Consider the following 24168-nt stretch of genomic DNA (forward strand, 5'->3'; position numbering starts at 1 on the left):
AAAGTTTTTTCGACATATACTCTCTGCTCTTTATAAGCTATTTTAGATTAATAGCTTATAAATTCGTTGTAAATAGGCAAACTAAGACTCTAATATGTGTTGATATATAATATTAAATAGAGAGTGTTAAAGGTCTTTTGAAGTGTGTTTTTCTATTGTTATAAATAGGTGAAATTTTAGTTATATGAAGGAGAAACGTTTCCTATAGGAAAAAATAATTTTTCCTATGAGAAGGACTTTTGCTTGATATAGTAAGAATTCATGCTACTAATAGCGGGGGTTCTTCAGAGAGCCCCATTTATTTCGTCACCAATCGCTTTCCTGAGATTCGGATGATGTATTATAATTTAATACCCTTTAGTTGTTAACCTGCCATTTTTGAGTAGGCGTTATACTTTTCTTTGGATTTTAAGTACATTTGTAAACTAATATTAATTTTTTTTGAGTGATGATATGAATCGTGTCGATGCTAGAGTCTCTATGATTAGGGTTCTACTATGTATGGTCTGCTTGGGAGCTTCGTTATCTTTTGCGTTCTCTCAGATCGTATCTTCATCAATGTTAAGGAGTGAAAATCAGTCTCCTAGCATTGGAGAAGTGTTGCAACTGCCTACGGCTAGAATGGCGGCTTTTGATGTCGATTCTGCTCGAATGGAGATGGAGTCTAGTTCCGAGGGGCTTAGGATGTATGTATATGCACATAAGTTCGTTAGGGAAATTGATGTAATACAGAATGGGGAGAAATTTCAGTTGGCAGATGGGACGCAAGTTTGGCGGTATCGTGTGCGGTCAAGTGGTGCAAAGAGTCTGAGTTTCTTTTTTGACCGCTTTGAGTTGCCCGAAGGTGGACTCTTATATGTATATGACTCTTTTAATAAAGAGAATTACATTGGGGGCTTTGGTGCCATTAATAATAATGGCCAAAAGGTATTACCTACAATGCCTATTGCTGCTGAGGATGTGGTCATAGAAGTACAGTCTCCTGAGGGTACCATTCCGCAGCTCAGGGTTGCTGAGGTTAATCATGGTGTGAGAGACTTGAACTTTTTGCGGTTGTCTATTCCTCGATATGAGATGGGTGGTCCTAAAAGTTATGAATGTACCCCAGAGATAGCCTGCCTATCGTCATATACTGAGATTGGTAGATCTGTGGTCTTGATTGGAATTGATGGTACAGCTATGGGCACGGGCACGTTAGTCAATAATACTTCTGGTGATGGAACCCCTCTAATCTTGACGGCTGCTCATGTGATGAGTAAGAACTTTTCATCTCGTAATGTTAAGCGAAATGCAGAAAATACGGTCGTCTTTTTTAACTACTCATCCCCTACTTGCAGTGGAGAGATAGCTCCTAATACGGTCCAGACCCTAGCAGGTGCAGAATTAATTGGCTACCAAGATAAATCGGATGTGGCTCTCCTAGAGATGAATCAAAGACCTCCATTGGAGTATGATGCTTATTACGCGGGTTGGAATGCTTCTGAAAATGCTGGTGGCTCTTATATCAATATACATCATCCTGGTGGCAATACTAAGAGAATTAATATCTATGAGTCTTCTACAATCTCTATAACCTCATATCTATCAAGTTCTCTACCCTTCGAGTCTGAGCAGCATTACCTTATTCCTTCATGGACTATAGGAACTACTGCACCTGGATCCTCTGGCTCTCCTCTTTTTGATGCTAATAATTTGGTTTTAGGGGGATTAAGCGGGGGTAACTCATATTGCGAAGTGAGGTCTTCGGACTATTTCTTTGCTCTTCAGAAGCTTTGGAAGAGAACTGATGTGGAGAGTAACCGTATCATTAATAGATTGGACCCTAGTGGTGATAGGCGTACTCAATGTTATGGATCTAAGAGCAAGGAGGTGCGTGATGAACCTATTCGGAGAATCACCAATATCTCTATGAAGAAAGACGCTAGTATCCGTGATGATATGCCACAGTTAGGAAGACGTGAAATATTGGGACTGGATGCGAAAGCAACGATGGTGGGGGAAAGTTTTATGCTACGACGAGGAACAAAGGTGCATGGCGTGTATCTAGTGGTCTCTACAGTATTTGGGGAAGTGATGAACTTGAGTGGAGATGAAGCTATCGAGTTGGCTATCTTCGGTGATGAGGGCCGTAAAGAATTGGGACGGACGAAGGTGAATCTAAAGGCTTCTTTTCCTCTTCCTCTTAAGAAGAAAAATCAAGGTGTAGAGGGAAGTCCTGTGATGGCAGAACTCTTTTTAGAGTTTTCACAGCCATTAATTATTCCTAATGATGGTCAGGTCATCTTTGGGCTGGTGAATGGCTCGATCCCCGATGGGATAACTTTGGTACATCAGCAACATAAAGATCCAGAACGTGGGACATTATACAGGATGATTGGTGGTCGATGGGAGAAAGCCTATGAAAGTGCATCATTGTGGCTAGAGCCATTAATTTCACACCCTTTCATAACGGATGATGATGACAGTCAGCCACTTCTTCTCCTAGAAAATATGCCTGGATATGGCTTGATCGTAACAGTACCGGTGCCAGACGAGCACAGTAATAAACTGGATGTATATACACTTCAAGGACAGCGTCTGTATTCGTCCGAAATACTAGGGGGTAAGCATATATTACCTAGAGCACCATTTGAGGGGGTAGGGGTTGTATTGATACATGTACAAATAGGGGATAAGGAAGAGACTATTAAGACTCTGTTCCCGGTAGATATAGAGTAATAGATATAAAGATATATAGGTATGAGTAGAGGAGTAGATAAAATTGTTATTATAGTACTGCTATTATTGTCTGTAAGTAGTTGCAAAAAGAGTGAGCAGTTTAAGGTCGAGGGAGCTGTTGCAGGTGCAAATCAGAAGGTTTTGTACTTAGAGCAATTGGAGTTAGATAAGACCATTATACTTGATTCCGTAAAATTGTCGGATCAGGGTAAGTTTTCGTTTAAGCACGAAGTCCCATCTACCCCAGATTATTATAGATTGCGGCTTGATTCTCAGGTTATACCTTTTAGTATTTCAGAGCCCGTCACTCTTACTGTAGCAGCAGATAAAGAGAGTTTTCAGATCAGCTATACAATTGAGGGAAGTCGAGATGCCAAGCAGATTAGGGAAGTCTGGCTAACGCAGTTGGATACAGACAGAGAGCTGAAGCATCTCATTGATAAATATAATGATGGAGGGCTTTCACTCTATGACTTTGCCTTAGAGAGAGATAGTATCTTAGGTCTTTATAAGAATGTTGCAACCAAGTATATATATAATGATCCTGGGTCTGCAGCTGCATACTTTGCACTCTTTCAACAAGTCGATGGCAATTTGATATTTAACATTTATGATAAGACTGACTCGAAGGCATTTGCTGCAGTGGCAAATCTTCATCTCCACAACTACCCAGAGAGTCCTCGTACTAAGCATCTAGAGAAATTGGCATTGAGATCTATGGCAGTATTGAGAGCTCAGAAAAAGCAAAAAGAGGACGCTGGTGTTGCGAATGAAATGGTAAGTAGTCATAAGGTCGAGGAAGTATCCTATATTGATTTTGAATTACCCGACAATCATGGTAATCAGGTGGCTTTATCTAGTATTGTAGCTCAATCTCCTACGTTATTGTGCTTTAGTACAATGGAAGCTAATTGGTCCCCTGCAGCAATAGAGCAGTTAGCGGGTATATATGAGGTGTATGCCAAGAAGGGTTTGAAGATTGTCCAAGTTAGTTTAGATAGAGATCCACATGTGTGGCAGTCTGTTTCTGAAAAATTACCTTGGATTAATCTGCAGGAGAAAAATGGTGGATACTCTCAGTTAGTCGGGTATTATAACTTGTCATCACTCCCAACTCTTTTCTTATTTGAGAAGGGTGGTGAGGTTATGCATAGGATTACGACTTCCGAACAGCTAGTTGCTTTGCTCAATCGCTTGTGAAATAATAATTTTTTTGTATCTTTGCAATCGATAAAAGTAAAGCATTTATAGATTTTAATCTATTGGTCCTGTAGCTCAGTTGGTTAGAGCACCTGACTCATAATCAGGGAGTCACTGGTTCAAGCCCAGTCTGGACCACAAGAATGTTAAAGTGTTAGTTATCAGTCGTGTACAATATACAGCGAGATGATAACTAACACTTTTTTTTATGAAAATAAATGTCGTTTTAAACGGGATACCTGACCATTCTGTAACAAACTGTGATAATCTGTCTCAAAGTGTTACAGCAAGTTTTCAACGGAGAATTCGAAATGATGGACTAATAAGAGCCTTAAATCTAATTTCCTAATATGCAATGTTTAAAGTTGTGTAAATATTTAACACCTATTTTAAACGAAAAATTCAAAACGGAATCTCTTACCATCCTAATGTATTGATTAACAGAGGCTGACATTTGCGAATCCTACCCTCATAATCAGGGAGTCACTGGTTCAAGCCCAGTCTGGACTTCAAGAGTGTTAAGGTTTTGGTTATCATTTAGTTGTGCTGTGTATGACTGATGATGACTAACACTATTATTATGAGGAGTGTGGATTTTTCAACGAATCCTTGATCTATTTTACAACCATGTTTATTGTTCGGGGTTCTTAGTAAAACGTGGGTGCTGGCTAATTGCTGGACTACGCTCCCTTTTTTTAGAAATATTATTTCGTGTATATTGTAAAAGTAAATGAGTGATTGCTATATGGAATATAATAAACTTAAATAACCTAATAACATAAGTAGATAGTATGGCTAAGAAAACTGATTTAATTTGGATTGCTGGAGTATTTATAGTGGCATTTGTTGCCTCTTTCTTGTTTTTTCCGTGTGCACGAAAGCCCAAAGGTGCAAAAGTTGTGACTGATTTTGATCCCGACAAATACCTGGGAAAATGGTATGAGATTGCTAGGTTTGACTTCAAGTATGAAAAAGAGATTAATAATACAACCGCACATTATACTAAGAATGAAGATGGTAGCATAAAAGTAGTTAATCGAGGGTATAAGTATAAAGAGAATAAATGGTCTGAAGCTGTCGGTAAGGCTAAGCTTGTTGCTTCCCCTAATATTGGGCGATTAAAGGTCTCATTCTTTGGACCGTTTTATTCCCCCTATAATGTTGTACAGTTAGATGGAGATTATGAGTATGCACTAGTAGTAGGGAAGAATACGGACTATATTTGGTTTCTATCACGTACTCCTTCAATGCCAGATGATATCATAAATAAGTATAAGCGAGTTGCAGAGTCGCTGGGCTATGATCTGAGCCGTCTAGTAATGGTAGAGCATGGCGAGATATAATTGTTTTTGCTTTTTTCTTGTATGCTGAAATCTTCAATGTGATTTTTTCAGAGAATATCTCTCTCAATAGCAGAGTAATTGGTATTAAACGTATGGGTGGTTTTTGACGTCAAAATAACGTAAGGTAGATAAAAATTAGTATCTTGCGTAAGGAAAAGCACCTAAAGAGTGCAAATATTTTTGTAATAAATAATGGAGGATGTAATATGAAGGCAATTAAATGGATGCTTATATTGGCGATGGGTGCATTTTTATCAGCTCCTGTAGCACTAGCACAGGATGATGCATACATAACGCCTTCTAAAGCTCGGGAGATTCACAAAAAGGAGCTTCAGGAGCAAGAACTGGCACGTAAAAGAAGAGAAGAGAGGATCAAGGAGGTCGAAAGACAAAGATATCAAGAGCAGAACGCTGAAGATTTAAGTCAAGCTGATTATGCTAACATAGAGGATTGGTATAATCGTAGAGATCTAGGTGTCACTGATCAAGAGATGCAGCAAAACCTCGATAACCTAGATGGCAGATCTGGTGATAAGAGACCTCTTGGTAAGTATGGTAAGAGAATACGAAGATTTAGTGACAATGACGAAGTTATTGTATTAAGTGGGTCTAGTAAGATTTATGTCATTGATGACTATGACTATTATGACCCATGGTCCAACTCATACTATGGTAGAGATTGGAATAGCGGTGTGAATGTCGTCATTAATTATGGCCCATCTTGGGGGTATAGCCCTTATCGTTATGGATGGCTGTCTTCATGGAGTTATCCTTGGTACGATTCATGGTATGATCCATGGTATAGATATGATCCATGGTTCTACAGTGGATGGGGATGGCCACATTATCCTAGATATTATGGCGGTTATTATGGTGGCTACTATGGTGGTTATTATGGTGGTTACTGGAATGGCTACTATGATGGTGTTTGGTCAGGCTACCGCGATAGCTATTATAGCAAACCATACTCTAGGTATGGCAGAAGCTCAGGTAATTTTGGGACCGCAAGACACTCATCAGGTAATACTTATAGGAGTTCCAATGGAAGGAGTGTTCATGACGAAATCTATGGTAGAGCATTAGGTAATACTAGAAGTAACCGTAGTCGTGATTATTATAATAGGTCTAGTAGTCAGACTGGTTCGCGTTATAACTATGGTACTAGAGGAAATTCAACCTCTACAAGTAGAAGGTATGAAGGAAATACTAATAGATCTAATAGTAGATATAATAGGTCTGGATCACCTACTAATCGTCGGACATACAACTCATCAACCACTCGCTCTAGATCTAGTAATAGTACATATAACCGAAGCAATACTCAGCGTACCTCTAACAGAAGTGGCGTGAGTCGTTCAACTAGTAGTAGTTCAAGTCGGAGCAGTGGTACTACCAATAGGAGTAACAATAGGTCACAACGTAGTAGATAAGTATTAGTTAGCTAATAGTGTAAGAAGAATAACATTATGAAAAAGATATATACCGTATTGGGGCTTCTACTCATGGGAGCAAGTTTCCTTTCTGCCTATGCACAGGCCCCAACAGATGCGTATCGTAATATTAAGACTGGGACACAAGGGTCAGCTCGTTCCCAAGCACTTGGAGGTGCTATGGGTGCTGTAGGGGCAGATGCTTCTGCTTCGTACATTAACCCTGCGGGAGCAGGTCTCTTCCAGCGAAATACCTTGTCATTGGGGTTCGACTTAGGTAAATGGAACACCACTACTGAGGGTATGGGTGGAAAAACAGATGCGGATAAGTTCTTAGGTAACTTCAATCATGTCAGCTATTTTTTTCCGGGCTCTCTTATTAAGCTTTCTGGTCTTAATTATATCAAGATTAATGGTGGTATCTCCTACGAGAAGGAGTATAACTACAATAGGAGTTATGGTTTACTATCAGGACCAATGCCGGGAGGTATTACGGATTTAATGGTTTTTAGAGCCATAAATAGAGGTGTTCCTGCTGGTGATTATTTGAGAGATAAAGAGTATGACCCATTTATTAACCCGGTTGATCCGATTGTTGCGATGGGTATGAATGGAGCTTTTATTATCGAAGTTCCTTATAACGATTTGAAGTCAACAGAATTTAAGTCAAACCTCTTTGTCAAAGATGGTAATAATAATATCCAATACCTTTTGCCGATCTCATCTGATCTAAATGTGACCGAAAAAGGAGGTCGAAATAGTACAGATCTTACCATGGCCGTAAATCTAAATGATATGTATTTTTTTGGAGCATCTCTAAGGTTCGGTACTAGTACATATTCTCGTTACTCAATGTATAGGGAGGATTTTGAGACAGATAGCTACTTGGAGTATGGTAATATGTTGAGTACTAATGGTACGTCTTTTGGACTTAATTTAGGTGCGATGGTGGCTCTAGGTGATTATGCACGTCTGGGTATCTCGTACCTTACACCTCAGTACGCAAAGTATGATGAAAGCTATCGTGCTACTACTCGATTACTAAATATGGATTTGCCTGAAGATAAAAGGCAAATAGACTTTGATACAGAGGATTATCGCAGTAGCTACGGTATGCTTATGCCTGGTAAGTTAACTGTCAGTGCTATGGCCTTTTTGGGTCGTTATGGGTTTATTTCGTATGACTATCAGTACCGCAACCTTGGCAGCAGTAAATTGTTGTTGCCAGACTCTTTTGATGAAACGTTTGAGAGTCAGTTCATAAAAGAAGATTATGGTAGTGAGAGTACACATAGAGTAGGTTTGGAAGTTCGTCCACTTGGATGGATGACTATTCGTGGTGGGTATAGCTTTACAAGTAATCCTATGAAAGTAGCAGATCTTAAGCAGGATCCGATTAAGGAGGATCTATACTACAATGTACCTTCATCAGGAATGATAGCTGACTTTACACTTCCTAGAAGCTTTTCTACCTATAGTGTAGGTCTAGGATTCAACTTGACCCGTGACTTAGCGATTGATATGGCTTATGTACATAGCAAACGTGAGCAAGCAGTATATCCATTCTCAGGATATTCTTTTACCGCTCAGGATGGCAACCCTTATGAACTTTCCGTGAGAGGTGGCAAGCTTTCAGAAGTTAGAAACTCCTTTGTTACAAGTTTAGTATTTAGATTTTAATACTTTCTCCTGTATAAGGTAAATATACCTTGATATGATAAGCCACCTTATAACTCATAAAGAGTTTAAGGTGGCCTATTTTATTGTAGATATGTATTGCTTGGAAATCTCCGTTGAGAGTACAGTCATTCGTATCAGAACTTGCCTAAAAGTTTTCAAATACTAACGACGGTGATCCATTATGAAGTGTTGTATCAAATAAAAAAGGCTTACAAGATAAATCTCGTAAGCCTTTCTTTATTAATTTTCATCTGAGACGGTTAGCTTCGCACGTCCTTTTGCACGTCTTGAAGCGAGAACGCGTCTGCCATTAGCTGTGGCCATCCTTGAACGGAAACCGTGCTTGTTCTTCCTCTTACGAACAGAGGGCTGAAATGTTCTCTTCATTACTCTAAAATTTTATTGATTTCGAAATCGACCACAAAGGTACCTAAAATCATCCATTATTGCAAGTTTTTGCATCGTAAGCTATTTGGAAACGTATGAACATGAAATAAACACCAAAATCCTAGATGATGTCTCTTGTATCTGGTATTTGTTATAATTGAGAGGATTTATTAGCAGTAGTAAATACATTTTGAATTCCACGATTCCTTATTTCTCAAAGTTGGTGCTGAAGTATAATGCTGAGGTTACTTTCAGATGACTGGAAATAAAACAAATTATCGGACAATAATTATTTCAGATACTAGACCATCATTAGTGAGCAAATGAGTTCCATCGAAATAATCCTGTTTAAGCGTAATAAGTACCAAAGTTTATTAGTGGTCTCATTAGGAAAAAGTACTAATATATAGCTCAATCCTCTGTATTTCTAAGGTGAAGGTCCTAAAGTATATCAATAACTCTAACGATGCCTATGTATTTTAAGAATTAAATAAAAAGCCCTGGCATCTCTCGATACCAAGGCTTTAAACAGAATCACAAAAAACAATAAACTATTGAATCACAAGCATTATTTTATTTCGTTTCCTATTATAATTCTACTGCTATATATTGGATCCTACCATTAGGTAATATCCCTTTAATGAATAACACTTTGTCTGTTGCATTGTTTATCACTTCGTTGATAATTTTCTCAACAGTTTCCACTGAGCGAGTAGGAATGTTATTGATAGCCAAAATAACAAATCCCTTTTGTATCCCAGCTTCTGCAAATTTTCCTTTGTTATCGACCCCATTTACCTCTACACCATAGGAGATTTGAAGTCTGGAAGCCTTAGCTTTGTCTATTTCCTTAAATGTTGCTCCGATAGAAGAGAAGTTAGTGTGCTCAATCACTTCTGTAGTCCCTTCACTATTCTTGAGAATCACCTTGAAGGCTTCTACCTTACCCTTTCTATTCACGGTTAGATTTACCTTATCGCCCGGGCTGTATTTATTGACTTGCTCTTGAAGTTCACCCATACTTCGGATCGGTGTCTCATTGATAGCAGTAATCACGTCTCCCTCTTTTAATCCAGCTGCTTTAGCTGAACTTCTGGACGCAAAGTCCACGATAACTGCACCCTCAGACACCTTTAGATCGTATTTATCTGTTACTTCGGTGCATATATTAGTTCCGACTACACCTAATACAGCTCTCTGCACAGCACCATACTTCTTGATGTCTGCAACAACTTTACTGGCGATACTTACTGGAACAGCAAAGGAATATCCTGCATAATTGCCCGTCTGAGAGTATATCATTGTATTGATTCCGACTAGTTCTCCTCTAGTATTTACAAGTGCTCCACCTGAGTTGCCAGGGTTCACAGCGGCATCAGTTTGTATAAAACTAGCTATTTTGAGGTCTCCTGACCCTAAAGAACTTCTTCCTTTAGCACTAACAATACCAGCTGTTACGGTACTGGTAAGATTAAATGGGTTCCCGATGGCTAGGACCCATTCGCCCACTTTTAGCGTTTCGCTATTCCCGAATGGTATAGGTTGTAATCCTGTGGCATCTATCTTTATAAGAGCTATATCCGTAGCGGGGTCGGTTCCGATAATTGTTGCTTCATATTCTCTATTGTCATTGGTGTTCACTACGATTTTTGAAGCTCCACTAATGACGTGATTATTTGTAATGATGTAACCATCTGTACTTATGATCACTCCTGATCCGATGCCTACCTTCTTGGGAACTTCTCCTCTTCTGGATCCTTGCCCTGGATCACTTGGGATGCCAAAGAAAAATTCAAAGGGATCGAAAAATTGCGGTACATTTCTAGAGTTACTCATCAATATTTCGCTAGTGATATTAACAACACCATTGATACTCCTCTCAGCTGCTTCAACAAAATCATCTGGAGTACTACCTGAGTGATATACTGCCGGTGTCATCTTGGGTTGATTGAATTCATCAGCCACATCTGTGATGTAGCTATCCCCATTTGATGCCTTAAAAAACGAATGACTTACTACATTCGTATTCATTATCGCAACACCGGCAACGGCTCCAAAAAGTGAGCAGATAATTGCGATAACAACAATTTTCCAATAACTTTTTTTCATTTCGTTCTAAATAATATTGTTATGAAGAATTCACTTCACGATAAATGTCTTTAGCTGAAAGTACTATACAAATAAAGTGATTTCTTATAGACTCTGCAACTGAGATATCCCTCAATTTAATGAAAATAAAGCTATAATAGGGGTGTGTATGATTGGTTTAGAAATGATTAACGTGACGGGCAGTTCTTTTGCAGATATATAAGAATTGGGTCCGCGTATTATCTTTTACGCCTTTTGCTTTGTTGCTGTTTTGGTTGGCGTTTATTACGGTTATTTTTCTTTCTGGATTGTTCGCCACCAAATAATTTGTCAACCAGATCTGGTCGTCCAATTCTCTTAAGCGATTTGATGATTCCTTGTTTCTGCTCAGTTTTGTACCAGAAGAAATATTGCTTCTGATTCTCTTTCTCTCTCGGGGTGGTGGCTGTCTCAACTTTCTCCAGAGTGTATGGGTGGTAGCCACTGTAGTATATGACAGTTGCTACTGTCATTGGAGTAGGGGTGAAATCTTGAACCTGCTCTAGTTGGAAGTTAAGGGACTTTGTGATTAGTGCCAACTCTGCCATATCCTCCTCGGTACAGCCAGGATGGCTTGATATGAAGTAGGGAATAAGCTGTTGGCGTAGACCCTTCTCTTGATTAATTCGGTCAAACTCTTTTTTGAAGAGGTAGAAGCAATCAAATGAAGGTTTTCGTATGAGAGATAGGACCTTGGGAGAGGTATGCTCAGGAGCAATCTTTAGTCTCCCAGAGACGTGATTGGTAATTAATTCTTCGGTGTATTTCTTCGCCGCATTTTTAAGATCTTGCGATTTATAGTCATGCATCATTAAGTCATAACGTATCCCACTTCCGATAAAGCTTTTCTTAATCCCTTCAACTTGGTCTACTTCCTTATAAACCTTAAGTAAAGGGGTGTGGTCTGCGTTTAGATTCGGGCAGACGTTTGGGTGAAGGCAAGTAGGGCGCAGACATTTTTTGCAAATAGAGAGATCTTTTCCCTCCATTCTATACATATTTGCACTAGGGCCACCGAGGTCGCTAATATATCCTTTGAAGTCATCCATCATGGTAATGTCTCTAGCCTCGTTTAGAATGGATTCTTTGCTTCGTGAGCTGATGAACTTTCCTTGGTGTGCAGATATTGTACAAAAGGCACAGCCACCGAAACAACCTCTGTGCATCGTTATGGAGTGCTTAATCATCTCATAGGCTCGAATTGTTTTGCCTCTATATCTTGGATGTGGTAACCTGGTGTATGGAAGTGAGTAGAAATGATCCATCTCTTCAGTTGTGGGCTTAAGATAGGGCGGATTAACTATGATGACATCCTCTCCGACTTCCTGCGTGATCCTGTGCGGTATCATAGAGTTGCTTTGCTCCTCAATATGTCTAAAGTTCATGGCATACGAACGCTTGTCTTTCAAGCACTGTTCATGACTGTGTAGTGCTATATCGCCATCCATAGGTACAAACTCTTTTTGAGATACCTTATATGCTATTTGTGGTAATGCTGAAATGTTGCTCAGGGATGCTCCTTTATTCAGCAGATCCGCTATGGCTAGGATCGAACGCTCTCCCATGCCGTATATCGTAATGTCTGCATGGCTCATGTAGGGCATTCCTGGTAAGAGTTTATCTTGCCAGTAATCGTAGTGTGTTAGTCGCCGAAGAGAGGCCTCAATGCCTCCAAGGATGATAGGTGTATCGGGGTATAACTCTTTGAGGATTTTGGTGTAAACGATACTCGGGTAGTCAGGACGCATATCACTTCGTTCATCAGGGGTGTATGCGTCATCACTACGTTTTCTCTTTGCTGCTGTGTAGTGATTGACCATTGAGTCCATATTCCCAGGGGACACTCCAAAGAATAATCTAGGCTTACCCAATTTCTTGAAGTCTCGAAGGTCATCCCTCCAATTTGGTTGCGGTATGATAGCGATACGATACCCAGCTGCTTCGAGGACACGACCTATAACAGCATTAGCAAAGGATGGGTGATCTACATAGGCATCACCACTGAATAGGATTATATCCAATTCATCCCAACCTCGCAGCTGAACCTCTTTTTTAGAAATGGGTAACCATGCTCTGAGGTCTGTCTTTTCCTTCCTTTGCTTCATTTCTTTTGTAATCAATATATAGGGTCTGTGTGTGCAAAGTTAATCAAAACCTAGTCATATTGAAATATACGGTGTTTATTATATAAGAGAAAAGCCTAGAGGATCGCATCTTATCCTCTAAGCTTTTATCTTTATGAAAAGTCTTAGCTTTGTGACTACGTCTTATATATTCAACGAGTCCTCAGACCTTCATTTCCCCCTCGGATATAAATTACTTCTTCTTGAAGTACTCCTGTACCATCTCATTAGGTACCATCTCTTCTTTGAAAGTATAAGCACCTGACTTAGGTGATTTAACCATCTTGATGACCTTTGAGAAAGTACGTCCGTCGCCTTTTTGTAGTCTTGCTACCGGTTTCTTTGCCATAGGATACTCTCCTTATCTCTTTTTATTGAATGATACTCTTCTAAAAACTTTATGTCTCAAGTACTATTATTACTTGATTTCCTTATGCACAGTCATGCGCTTTAGGATAGGGTTGTACTTCTTAAGTTCAAGACGACCAGTAGTATTCTTCTTATTCTTGGTCGTTACATATCTTGAAGTGCCTGGTAATCCACTTTCTTTGTGCTCAGTACACTCTAGAATTACCTGTACTCTATCGCCTTTTGATTTCTTAGACATAGCCTATACTCCTTATTCTTTGATGTTATTTTTAAGTAAAGCTTCGCTATTACATATCAAGGATTTTGTACTCCTTAAGGAAGCCTTTTTGTTCAGCGTTAATCAACGCAGCATTTAGTCCAATCTTATTAATAAGACGTAAGCCAGCAGCAGATACACGGATCTGAATCCAGCAGTCCTGCTCAGGCCAATAGAACTTTCGGTCGAAAAGGTTTGCATTGAAAGTATGTTTTGTACGTTTCAATGAGTGAGAAACTTTATTTCCCACCATTGCCTTTTTACCAGTGATTTGACAAATTCGTGACATATATTTTATTCTGTTACGCGTTAAATATAATATATCCTAGAGCAATAGGCTTACAACTAAATTACGATAAAATCCTTCGCAGTCAGCATCTTACTGAGAAGTCATTATCTATAAAATTATTTGCTTACTAATAACTCTTGGATTGATTGTTTTACTTTACTTCGCTACTTCCTCAGTGCTAGATGCAGCCTCTTCCGAGGTAGGCATATCGTTAGACGATGAGTCCTCAGTAGTAGGTTGGTCTCCAAAAGGTTGTGCCTCTACTGGAACTGGTACGGTCGCTTTGTCAATGTAATCAACGATGACACTTTCATCCTGACCAGAATTGGCGGCACGAGGTGCCCAGCGAACAGCTAAGATGCATAGCACAGCCATAGCAACGGCTAAACCCCAAGTTACCTTCTCCAATAGGTCAGTAGTACGACGCACTCCCATGATATTATTGGAAGAGGAAAAACCAGATGCCAAACCTCCACCTTTTGAATTTTGGATAGTGACAATAAATACTAATGCTATTGCGATTAACGCAATCAGTATTGAAAGAAAAATGTACATGATACTGTTCTCTTATCTTGTTAAAACAAACCTATAAAGGTTCTTTAGTTTCCGTTGTTTTGTGTCAACTTCTCTAAGAAGCTGATTTGCTGTGCAAAGTAACCACTTTTTTTTGGATATTCCAAATTTATTTGCCTTAATATTTTTAGTGCTCGATCATATTTTCCCTGACGAATGTATATTCTTGCCAGTGTCTCAGTGAGTAATTCATCTTCAGCTAGGGATGTATCCTTTGGTCCTGCTGTCTCAGTCTGTTCCTCAATTGGCTTGATGACTTCAGCTTCTTCCCCCTTGTCTAGAAAGGAGGAAATTATTTCACTGCTGCTTAATACTTCGTCTTCCTTTTCTTCTGGCTCCCTTAGTGGTTCGTCAGTTGTATGTGTGTCTAGTGATAATATGTAATCAATTTCGCTAGTGTCATCAGGGTGATCCTCAAGGAAGGTATTGATTAAGTCAAATCCTGATTCCTCTTCCTCCTCTACGTGTAGCTTGCTGGTGGTTACTTTATTTTGTGCCTTGCCATTGCTATCTAAGAGTATGAAGAGGTGAGAGAGGTCTTGGATATACAGTACTCTTCGATGTAACTCACTTGAAAAACGTAGATCACCTATTCTATGCAAACATAATAGAATTAATATATGAAGGGGTGCTGAGTAGGGGTATTGTCTACTCAGGGCCATGAGGTCTGGTAATTGATCCGATGTCAATAACTCAGGTTGCTCCAATATATCTCGTAATTCTTCACTGGTCATAGGGTAGGGGGGTTACCAATTTTCTACAGTGGCATTAAATATCTGATTGATTATATCTTCAGTCAGCTCAGCACAGAGGGCGTCCTGAACTTCGTTGAACATCTTGTTGCTATCAAAGCTTGCGAAAGAAGAGAATTCCTTTTCAAAACTTTCTTTCTCGTCTATCGTATTTGTATAGCGCACCTTAATCCTCATAGTCAGTTTAGTACGTGCTGCGTATGCATCTTCCTGTACAGCTTCTGCTGTTAAATCGTATCCTATGATCTCCCCCTCAATGTTAAGATCTCCTACGTTATTGGTGAGAACCAACCGTGTACGAGTTTGAAATCTATGTTTTAGATCTTCTGAAAACTTTTGTGCCAGCGGAGGATATACAATCGGAGCTAGATTTTGGAAGTCAGAAATGTTTATGGTTTTGATCCTTGTATAGTCGATGCTAGCACCATTAAGCCTATATGACGGTATTCCGCAACTGGTCATTGAAGTAACCAGAAGAGAAATGATGACGATGAATTTAAGTGCTTTGGTCATTGTTTTCATTCTTTATTCAGCTTTCTATATAAGGTTCTTTCTGAGATATCAAGATCTTCAGCTGTTTGTTTGCGAGCTCCTTTATTCTTTTCTAATACCAGTTCTATATATTTGGTCTCCATCTCCTTGAGGGTAAGGACCTTGTCGCTACTGATGATTTCTTCAATCTCATCTATAGGTATGACATCCTCACTTTTTGGGAAGCGGTGCGTTTCCTCCTGTTTTTGCGGTAGACTAAAAGAGGGTTGCATCGTATTCTGATTTTGTAGAATACGGTATAGCAGTTGGGTTAGCTCACCGAGGTTCCCTTTCATCTCACGCATCATAGTGTATAATGCCCCTAAAGATGCGTTAGGAGGTAGTTGTCCGCCGATGTTCGAGCCACTAGAGGCGTCATCGCCATAGTTCACGTAGCTATTCTGGATGATAGCAGGATGTTTCACTAAAGCATTGGCTGGAAGTTGTCTCTCGAGCATCTCGTAGTCAATGTTCCTATCCTCTGCAATGACACTAATACGCTCTACTAGGTTTCTTAGTTGTCTGATGTTCCCAGGCCATGTGTAGCCCTGTAGCAGTTGCTGAGCATCATCACTTAGTCGAATAGGGGGCATCTGGTACTTATCTGCAAAGTCGGATGCGAATTTTCTGAAGAGGAGCTGAATGTCAGAGCCTCTTTCTCTTAGAGGTGGTAGCTCTATGGTGACGGTATTAAGTCGATAGAACAGGTCTTCACGAAACTTTTTCTTGCTAATCGCTTCAGCTAAGTCTACATTAGTAGCCGCCACCACGCGGATATCTGTCCTCTGAACATCACTTGATCCGACTTTCATGAACTCGCCAGACTCTAATACTCTCAGTAGCCTAGCCTGAGTAGCTAGTGGTAGCTCTCCCACTTCGTCAAGGAAGATAGTCCCCCCATCAGCCACTTCAAAATACCCTTTTCGCTCGTTTACAGCATCAGTAAATGAGCCTTTTTTGTGCCCAAATAGTTCGGAGTCAATTGTTCCTTCCGGAATTGCACCACAATTGACTGCTACATAAGGGCCATGCTTTCGGATACTATTGTGGTGAATTATTTGTGGAAAGCTCTCCTTACCCACACCACTTTCGCCAGTCACAAGTACGCTGACATCCGTGGGGGCTATCATTATAGCTACCTCTATGGCTCTATTCAAGCTTTCGCTATTTCCAATAATTCCAAATCTTTGTTTGGCTCTTTGGATAAGTTCTTTTGAAACCGTTTTGCTCATATTCTTCTATATCATATATCCGCTTCAAAGATACCAAAATTAACAGAAGAGATAGGCAAAATAGCTTTTCCAAGGGGGATCATAGCATTGATTAATGCAACGGCATCAAAATGAGCTAGGTCCGACACTCTTATATCCATTTCGTCTATCTCTTCGTGATCCAATAAGTACTGCCGCATGGTCCCTTCTAGGAGTGGGGTAGAAGGGGTTACCCATCTGCCATCCTTTCCTCTGAAGCAGACGTTGGTGTACGTTGTATCTGTGACAAACCGATTCTTTATGATGAGAGGAATGGCTCCCTCTCGTAGACCGTCACTGTATGTATCTAACGCACTTCTATCAGCATACTTTCGGCTGTAGTCCAATTCAGGTGTCGCTGACCTAAGTATTATAGAGCTTATTGGTCGAAAATGATACGGTGCGAGTTCGGAAGAGATGATGCCTTGTCCGTTATATATAATTCTTAGTTTGTAGTATTCACTTGGATTGATCTCAGGCGAACTTTGTTTTAGCACCTCATCAAGGTCTATGTGGCTGAGTCCTGCAGAACGTACCATCCTTTGAAGATGGTACGCTGCATTCCTTATTTTTCCATCGATAACTGCTATAGTTTCAAGTAAAGTCATTTGGGAAGGTAGATCTTAGCAAGGACCTCTTTGTACTCTCTCTCACATATGCTGTCAATTGTCACACCGCCACCAGAATGGAATATAAGCTGACCACTTGGACTCTGTTCAATGAAACGGATCATCACAGATGTGTCTAGCTCCTCTCCGTCAAAATAACCAGAGATGCCTGAGTAGTAACCGCGATCGTGATGCTCTGCTTCATTGATGACTCTGATGGCTGCCTCTTTGGGTATGCCAGCTATGGAGCCTGCTGGTAGTAGTTTCTCTATTATTTCTCCTAAATGTTCACGCCAGTCGCTAGCCAGCTCGGCTCTGACTTCTGAGCTGACTTGCAGTAGCCCACCATCTTCTGTGTGTATCTCATCTATGTATCTATATCTAGGCACGGATACGTTTTTGCCCACTTTAGCTAGTTCTTCTTCCATGGACTTTACCATATTAGCATGCTCTGCTTGTTCCTTAGGGTCATCCATGATGACTTGTGCTGCGTTAGGAACATCAGTGCTGATGGTTCCTTTCATGGGGTGTGATGAGACAATACCATCTTTATTTACATATATGAATCGTTCGGGTGAGAAGCAGACAAAGCGATTTTCCACTAATACCTTGTACTTAGCTTTAGACGTTAAGTAAATCTCTTTTAGCGATTGATCACATGTGATGTCCGTTGCTAAAGTGAGATTGATTAGGGATATTTCGCCTGCCTTTAGAGCCTTATAAACGATGTCAAAGCGTTTTGCGTATTCGCTTTGTGGCTCAGGGTGCTTGATTAATTCTCTATGCTTCTGAGAGGGTGATATGGAGGTGCTTTTATATCCATAATTCACATATCCGAAGTCAAATGATAAGCTATCTTTGTTGAGATCCTCTTCTTTTGAATCAAGGTCAAAAAGCATTGCTTCGGTCATGGGATAATTGATAAGAAAGAAGAACCTCTTGCCTTCAGTTGATAATTCTGTGAGCCTTCTGAAGAAGGCTTTCATATCATTTTTGTAAATCATAAGTGTATGAATATAGTTGAAATAAACCCCTCCCCTTTCTAAACGTAAAGGTAGCAATAATCTTATAAAGCTTTTTCTTTTTTTGCTTTTTTTATAAGAGGAAATCTCCGCAGCTACTTCCCTTTATTTTGTCATTAGTATCGCTTTTTGGGGTGAGTGTTTTATGAGATTCTTTTCAAGTCAATATTGACTTTTTTATAACGTAATAATTGATAGTTGGCTTTTAGGAATCGAGCGTTATGGTCAGTTGAAATCCATCCTATATGAAACTTTCCTTCTTGTGATATAAAAGAAATATGTTTCCTATAAGAAGCGTTGCGTTTTTATATAACTAATTTTTTGTCAGCTTTTATCTTTCGAAACAACCCCTTGTATTCAAACTTGGATAGGCGTGTTTAGTGTTTTTTTTGTTTCAGTGTCTAGTGTGCTGTGTGCTTTTGATGCGTACAGTAATAGGATAAATTGTAATGTGTGACTAATGGTCAGGACTCTTTCGAGGAGTCTTTAGGCTACCATGTTTGTGTGGTATCAATAGAGGTGATTTTATTGATGATAATTCTTTATCTTTTTTAGGATTTTAATGTGAAAAATGGGGTAAAAGTCATAGATATAAATATAAGTTAGCTGTATTCCCCTTAACTTATACTTAATTATTTATAACATTAAAATGTTAGGTTGTAATTTAATTAATGGTTACATTTGTAGCTGACTAGTGCGTGCTTTTGGCAGTGACTGTTAAAAAGCACGCAATGTATCCACAATGATAAAAAGATTGATATGTTAATTGATTTGCGAAAACTAACGGTGCTATTCTGTGGGTTGATGATTATTCTTGCTACTTCCTGTAAAGAAAATGGTGAGGGGAACCCTGTGGTAGAACCTTCTCTGACTATAAATAGTCAAATTTCACCAATGAGGGCCTATGATTCATCATGGGAGGCTAATGATATGATAGGTGTATATGCAGTGCATAGTGGAGCCTCATTATCAGATGGTGTAGTGTATGAGAATGTAACCAATTATAAGTTTGTTACAGACGGTACAGGTCTGTTCCAATCTTCTGGGAATTCTATTAAATTGAAACCTGGTAAGAATATTAATGTAATAGCTTACTATCCATATTATAATAATGTTGGTGATGACTTTAGGATACCTCTAGATGTCTCAGATCAAAGTAATCCATCTTCATTAGATCTGCTCTATGGTCAGAGTACGACATCAGCTAGTTTAGCTAACCCTCGGGTTTCTCTACTGTTTGATCATAAACTTAGCCAGTTGAGACTGACTCTTGTAGCTCAAGATGGCTCTGACTTAGATGGCGTACAGTCTATTCTTGATGGAACTATTGTTAAGGGTTCTTTTGATATCTCTACTGGAGAGGTGATTTTGGGTAGTCAGAAAGGTGCGCTTTCAGGTCATTTGAATAGTGAGAATGGTGGTACAGTCTCTCTTAGCTATATGTTACTGCCAGGGCAGTGGCTAAAAAATGCTGTAGTAACTTTTATTGTTAATGGAAAAAGGTATTCTCATAAAATAACTGAGACCGAAGCCATAATGCTAGAGGGGGGCTATCGCTATACATTACCTTTTGCCATCTCTAGTGCCGGTACTCTTCAATTATTAGTTGATGGTGCTATTATCGATCCTATGGAGGATGGTGATGCCAGTGATGTGGTAGGAGAGGAAGATGGAGTATCAACTACTGAGGATCTAGAAATTCCTGCTGATAATACTAGTGGAGAGTTGGTTAAGACGATTGCCATCGACGCCAAAAGTAATGAGACATGGACAGCTGTTTCAGATCATAGCTTCGTAAAACTTTCTCAGTCCACAACCCAAGGTCCTGGAGATCTCACTATTACGTTAGAAGAGAATCCAACCTATGAGGAGCGTAGGGCAAAGGTTGTGATAACCATCGTTCCGAAGAATAATACTGTCTCTACTAGGGCTCAAGGTGAGAAGAGGGTAAGAGTCATTAACATTGTTCAGGCTGCAAAGAAGAAGCCACAAGGAGAAGCGAACTTGATATTGCTCGAAGCTCCATTTACCAATGATTTAGAAGGCTTTACTGGAGTATCTGTTTTAGGTGATTATAAGTGGATACATAGTTCTAATAAGAATGGACAGACCTATGCTAAGATGTCTGGATACAATGCTGTCGAGAAAAGAGCTTATGCTAATGAGGATTGGCTGATTTCTCCACAGTTTGATATGACCGGAGCTACCATTGCTAAACTTACATTCAAGCACGCTATCAATTTTGCCTCTAACATGCAAAACGAAGCAACGCTTTATTTCTCTCTGGACTATAAGGATAATGTACAGACAGCAAAATGGATTAAGGTGGATATAAAGAACTATCCATCTACCAATGGATGGGACTTTGTGGAGTCTGGCGAGATATTGTTCCCTGAGGAGGTCTTGGGTCAGAGTAATGTCCGTTTTGCCTTTAAGTACGTTAGTACAGATAGCAATGCCAGTACATGGGAGATCAATAATTTGGTAGTTAAGGCTGATGCTGGTAAGGTGATAGGTGGAGCAGATCCAACTCCAGGTCCAGATCCAGAACCAGATCCAGGACAGCCAAGTGACGAAAGAGCACATTATATGGAAATCCCTGTTGTATATAAGGGTAAGATGACCGACGGTTTGTATCACATGCACATGGTACCGGATAGCTATTTTGCAGGAGGGTCAACTGTAGGAGGAAAGCGTCGTAATTATACTCTATACATTTCTAAGAATAGCAGGATGCCATATTGGGTGGCTTATCCTATGTATCCAGACTGCATGGGGAATGTTAAGAGAACAAATGCGTGGGGATGGGATCCAGAGATTCCAAAAGAGTATCAACCTGACTTAAGGAGATCATACTCTATGAGTCAAAGTAGAGGCCATATGCTGGCTAGTAGTGCTAGAACTGCTACTAGCAATTTGAATAAAACGACATTCTACTTTAGTAATATGATTCCTCAGTACCAAACACATAATGGTGGTAATTGGAAAGCTTTTGAAGACCTTGAAAAGTCGTGGGGTAGTAAGAATGATAATGATACTATCTATGTGGTAACAGGTCCAATATTTGATCCTAATACTTCCAATACATGTGTAGATAAGAGCGGTAATCAAATTCCTATTCCAGATTACTCATGGAAAGTTATGCTTCGTTATGATAGAAAAGATCAAAAGTATTATTCTATTGCGGTAAAGATGCCTAACAATAGAATTAATAGTAAATGGTATGACCATATAACAACAGTGGCGGCTCTTGAAAAGGAGTTAGGTGTAACATTCTTTACTCATTTACCTAAAGATGTTGCTAATGAAGTAAAGAACCAAAAAGATAGATCAAAATGGTAATAATAAAAATCAATAAATAGTGAAGGATATGAAAAATGTAACAAAATTTAGTTCCATCCTGCTACTAACACTTATGGTGTTTATGGCATCATGTTGTCGTCAGGATGCACAAGATTTAGTAAGCCCTTTTGATAAAAGGGAAGGCAATGTAAGTCTTGATGGTGCTATAGCAGACCTCAAGACACGAGCAGTAGACAATAAGTGGCAAGCTAATGACCAGATAGGTGTTTATCCATATACTGGTGACGTTTTGTCTAATGATAACCTGATCGATAATGGTGGTCGCAAAGGAAATCGTAAGTATGTTACTACTGATGGAGATGGTAACTTTACATCAGTTATAGAAGGCGTTTGGCTTGAGAATCAGACAGCCAATTTGATTGCTTATTATCCATATAATGCTAATCAGGGTACATCTCTAGAATATAAGTTTGATGCGTCTAATCAATCAAATCATGCCTTGATTGATTTATTATATTCGGATAACGTCAAAGGGGTAACTAGCTCAAAAAATAATGCGACTATGGTTTTCGATCACTCCTTAACCTTGGTTGTATTTAATGTGAAGTCAGAAGCTATTGGTATAGATGGAAAGGATCTATCATTGACAGATGCTCTCGTAGATGGTTCTATGAACCTGATTGATGGAAAGGTTGTGACAGGTACAACGAAGAAGACCTTAACCCAAAAGCTGAATAAGGTTGATGAGGTGAACCAAGCATCGTTTATTCTACCACCTCAAAATTTAGCTAAGGTTAAGGTTAATGTCAATGGGGTAGGCAAAGAGGCTAAGCCAATAGAGCTTGAGACTGTGCAGGGGCATAAGCATGTCATTGATATATTAATAAACTCTGAAGGTCAACTTGTCATTGGTAATGCTAAAATTAATGATTGGTTGGATGGAAAGAGTCCTGACGGTCCTATTATTCTTGATCCAGAGGATAATAATCCTATAGACCCGAATCCAGATCCTACACCAGGTGATCCAACTAAACTGATCATAAATGCTCCTTTTGATACCGAGCTGGCTCCATTTGCTGCTCAATCTGTGAAGGGCGATCAGTCATGGAACGTGAATACCAAGTATAAAAATGCATATATCTCTGGTTATGATAATGCTACCAAAAAGTCATATGAGAATGAAGATTGGCTTATATCTCCAGCGATGGATCTAAGTGACACAAAAGCTGGCTATATTCACTTTATGCACACTTGGAATATGGGTGATGTGAGTCTTATGAAGGATCAGCTTACCGTTTGGTTCAGTACAGATTATACTGACGATGCTACGAAAGCTACATGGACTCAAGTGACTATTCCAAACTATCCAACTGGAAAAGACTGGAACAACGTGGAATCAGGAAATATTAAATTTCCTGCATCTGTATTTGGTGAAAGTAATGTGCGTTTTGCTCTGAAATATACTTGTACAGATGCTGCATCTGGCACATGGCAGGTCAAAGAGCTAAAAACCTTTGTGGATAAAGGCTCGCTAGTTGGTGGTAATACGCCTACTCCGGATCCAGATCCGGATCCAGATCCAACACCTGACCCAACCCCAGGAGATAACCAACTGCTATTCCCTGGCTCTAACTTTGAAGACTTTGCTGCTTTTAAAGCTTCTTTGAATCAATATGGGTTAAATTTTGCTGAAGAAAGTGCTGCGGGTGAAGGACGTGATAATTCTAAGGCGTTGAAATTAGCGACAACCATTGGTGATAAAAATAGTTATGTCTTTACCACATTAGTGCAGGATGGCTACTCTCTAGAAGGGAAGTCTAAAATTGTATTTTATGTTAAAGGAAAAGCTTCTAAGTCATTGACATGTAATGTATATACTACTAAAGTAGAAAAACCTAAAATGGGTATTGACTATAAGTGCTTCAATCTAGGTGATCTAAGTGGTAGTGATGCCATGTTACAGCCAACAGAAAAAAATGACTATATCGGCACTATAGATACCAATGGAGAGTGGCGTAAGGTGACTCTAGATATTAGTGGTTTGGTACCTAATAAAGATGCAGGTGATACGTTATTCGCTCTTAAGGTAGGAAAACAATCAGAATACAATCTTTTGATAGATGATATTACTGTAGAGTAAAGTGTATTATAGTGACAAATATAATTGATAATAAGTAGTGCCCAACAGCATAGTACTAGCTATTTTG

The 24168-nt window shown here is 39.4% G+C and carries 19 protein-coding genes and 1 tRNA gene; 8 read left to right on the forward strand and 12 right to left on the reverse strand.

Going from position 1 to position 24168, the window contains the following annotated elements; genetic code table 11:
• Positions 1-453: 453 nt before the first annotated feature.
• The 6 genes from QYZ87_08695 to QYZ87_08720 all read left to right on the forward strand — a co-directional run bounded on the left by QYZ87_08695 (position 454) and on the right by QYZ87_08720 (position 8371).
• The gene (locus QYZ87_08695) at positions 454-2718 is read left to right on the forward strand and encodes a serine protease (GenBank protein MDN4754594.1); all 2265 of its coding nucleotides are present in this window, start codon (positions 454-456) and stop codon (positions 2716-2718) included.
• A 21-nt stretch (positions 2719-2739) separates the two neighbouring features.
• Complete coding sequence (locus QYZ87_08700) at positions 2740-3918, forward strand: DUF4369 domain-containing protein (protein ID MDN4754595.1); 1179 nt, start codon at positions 2740-2742, stop codon at positions 3916-3918.
• Positions 3919-3982: 64 nt separating this feature from the next.
• A tRNA-Ile gene (locus QYZ87_08705) sits at positions 3983-4056 on the forward strand.
• A gap of 653 nt (positions 4057-4709) precedes the next feature.
• Complete coding sequence (locus tag QYZ87_08710; protein ID MDN4754596.1) at positions 4710-5261, forward strand: lipocalin family protein; 552 nt, start codon at positions 4710-4712, stop codon at positions 5259-5261.
• A 206-nt stretch (positions 5262-5467) separates the two neighbouring features.
• Complete coding sequence (locus tag QYZ87_08715; GenBank protein ID MDN4754597.1) at positions 5468-6691, forward strand: hypothetical protein; 1224 nt, start codon at positions 5468-5470, stop codon at positions 6689-6691.
• 36 nt (positions 6692-6727) lie between these two features.
• Positions 6728-8371 (forward strand): hypothetical protein, encoded by a 1644-nt coding sequence (locus tag QYZ87_08720; protein MDN4754598.1) that lies wholly within the window; start codon positions 6728-6730, stop codon positions 8369-8371.
• Positions 8372-8611: 240 nt separating this feature from the next.
• On the opposite strand, the gene rpmH is transcribed toward QYZ87_08720, so the two are convergent.
• The 12 genes from rpmH to QYZ87_08780 all read right to left on the reverse strand — a co-directional run bounded on the left by rpmH (position 8612) and on the right by QYZ87_08780 (position 18640).
• Complete coding sequence (gene rpmH / locus QYZ87_08725) at positions 8612-8758, reverse strand: 50S ribosomal protein L34 (protein ID MDN4754599.1); 147 nt, start codon at positions 8756-8758, stop codon at positions 8612-8614.
• 588 nt (positions 8759-9346) lie between these two features.
• On the reverse strand, positions 9347-10867 hold the full coding sequence (locus tag QYZ87_08730; protein MDN4754600.1) for a Do family serine endopeptidase: 1521 nt from the start codon (positions 10865-10867) through the stop codon (positions 9347-9349).
• Positions 10868-11085: 218 nt separating this feature from the next.
• Positions 11086-12990, reverse strand: a complete 1905-nt coding sequence (locus tag QYZ87_08735; protein ID MDN4754601.1) for a YgiQ family radical SAM protein — start codon at positions 12988-12990, stop codon at positions 11086-11088.
• Positions 12991-13201: 211 nt separating this feature from the next.
• On the reverse strand, positions 13202-13357 hold the full coding sequence (locus tag QYZ87_08740; protein ID MDN4754602.1) for a DUF4295 domain-containing protein: 156 nt from the start codon (positions 13355-13357) through the stop codon (positions 13202-13204).
• A gap of 69 nt (positions 13358-13426) precedes the next feature.
• Positions 13427-13615: a 50S ribosomal protein L33 gene (gene rpmG, locus QYZ87_08745; GenBank protein ID MDN4754603.1), complete on the reverse strand. Its 189-nt coding sequence runs from the start codon at positions 13613-13615 to the stop codon at positions 13427-13429.
• Positions 13616-13664: 49 nt separating this feature from the next.
• Positions 13665-13922, reverse strand: coding sequence for a 50S ribosomal protein L28 (gene rpmB / locus QYZ87_08750; GenBank protein MDN4754604.1), 258 nt, complete (start codon positions 13920-13922; stop codon positions 13665-13667).
• Between the two features lie 156 nt (positions 13923-14078).
• Complete coding sequence (secG, locus tag QYZ87_08755) at positions 14079-14477, reverse strand: preprotein translocase subunit SecG (protein MDN4754605.1); 399 nt, start codon at positions 14475-14477, stop codon at positions 14079-14081.
• Between the two features lie 44 nt (positions 14478-14521).
• Positions 14522-15229 (reverse strand): tetratricopeptide repeat protein, encoded by a 708-nt coding sequence (locus QYZ87_08760; GenBank protein ID MDN4754606.1) that lies wholly within the window; start codon positions 15227-15229, stop codon positions 14522-14524.
• A gap of 12 nt (positions 15230-15241) precedes the next feature.
• Complete coding sequence (locus QYZ87_08765; GenBank protein ID MDN4754607.1) at positions 15242-15760, reverse strand: LptE family protein; 519 nt, start codon at positions 15758-15760, stop codon at positions 15242-15244.
• A gap of 5 nt (positions 15761-15765) precedes the next feature.
• Entirely contained in the window at positions 15766-17010 is a 1245-nt protein-coding gene (locus tag QYZ87_08770; GenBank protein ID MDN4754608.1) for a sigma-54 dependent transcriptional regulator, read from the reverse strand.
• Positions 17011-17021: 11 nt separating this feature from the next.
• Positions 17022-17636, reverse strand: coding sequence for an aminotransferase class IV (locus QYZ87_08775; GenBank protein MDN4754609.1), 615 nt, complete (start codon positions 17634-17636; stop codon positions 17022-17024).
• A complete protein-coding gene (locus tag QYZ87_08780) occupies positions 17633-18640 on the reverse strand; it encodes an aminodeoxychorismate synthase component I (GenBank protein MDN4754610.1) in 1008 nt (335 codons plus the stop codon). The genes QYZ87_08775 and QYZ87_08780 overlap by 4 nt, the downstream gene beginning before the upstream one ends.
• A gap of 777 nt (positions 18641-19417) precedes the next feature.
• Between QYZ87_08780 and QYZ87_08785 the strand changes: the two genes are divergently transcribed.
• Positions 19418-22000 carry a DNA/RNA non-specific endonuclease gene (locus QYZ87_08785; GenBank protein MDN4754611.1) on the forward strand — a complete coding sequence of 861 codons (2583 nt, stop codon included), beginning with the start codon at positions 19418-19420 and terminating at the stop codon, positions 21998-22000.
• A 28-nt stretch (positions 22001-22028) separates the two neighbouring features.
• The gene (locus QYZ87_08790) at positions 22029-24101 is read left to right on the forward strand and encodes a fimbrillin family protein (GenBank protein MDN4754612.1); all 2073 of its coding nucleotides are present in this window, start codon (positions 22029-22031) and stop codon (positions 24099-24101) included.
• Positions 24102-24168: the final 67 nt, after the last annotated feature.

This window comes from Porphyromonadaceae bacterium W3.11, from assembly GCA_030434245.1.
Taxonomy (GTDB): Bacteria; Bacteroidota; Bacteroidia; order Bacteroidales; family Porphyromonadaceae; genus Porphyromonas_A.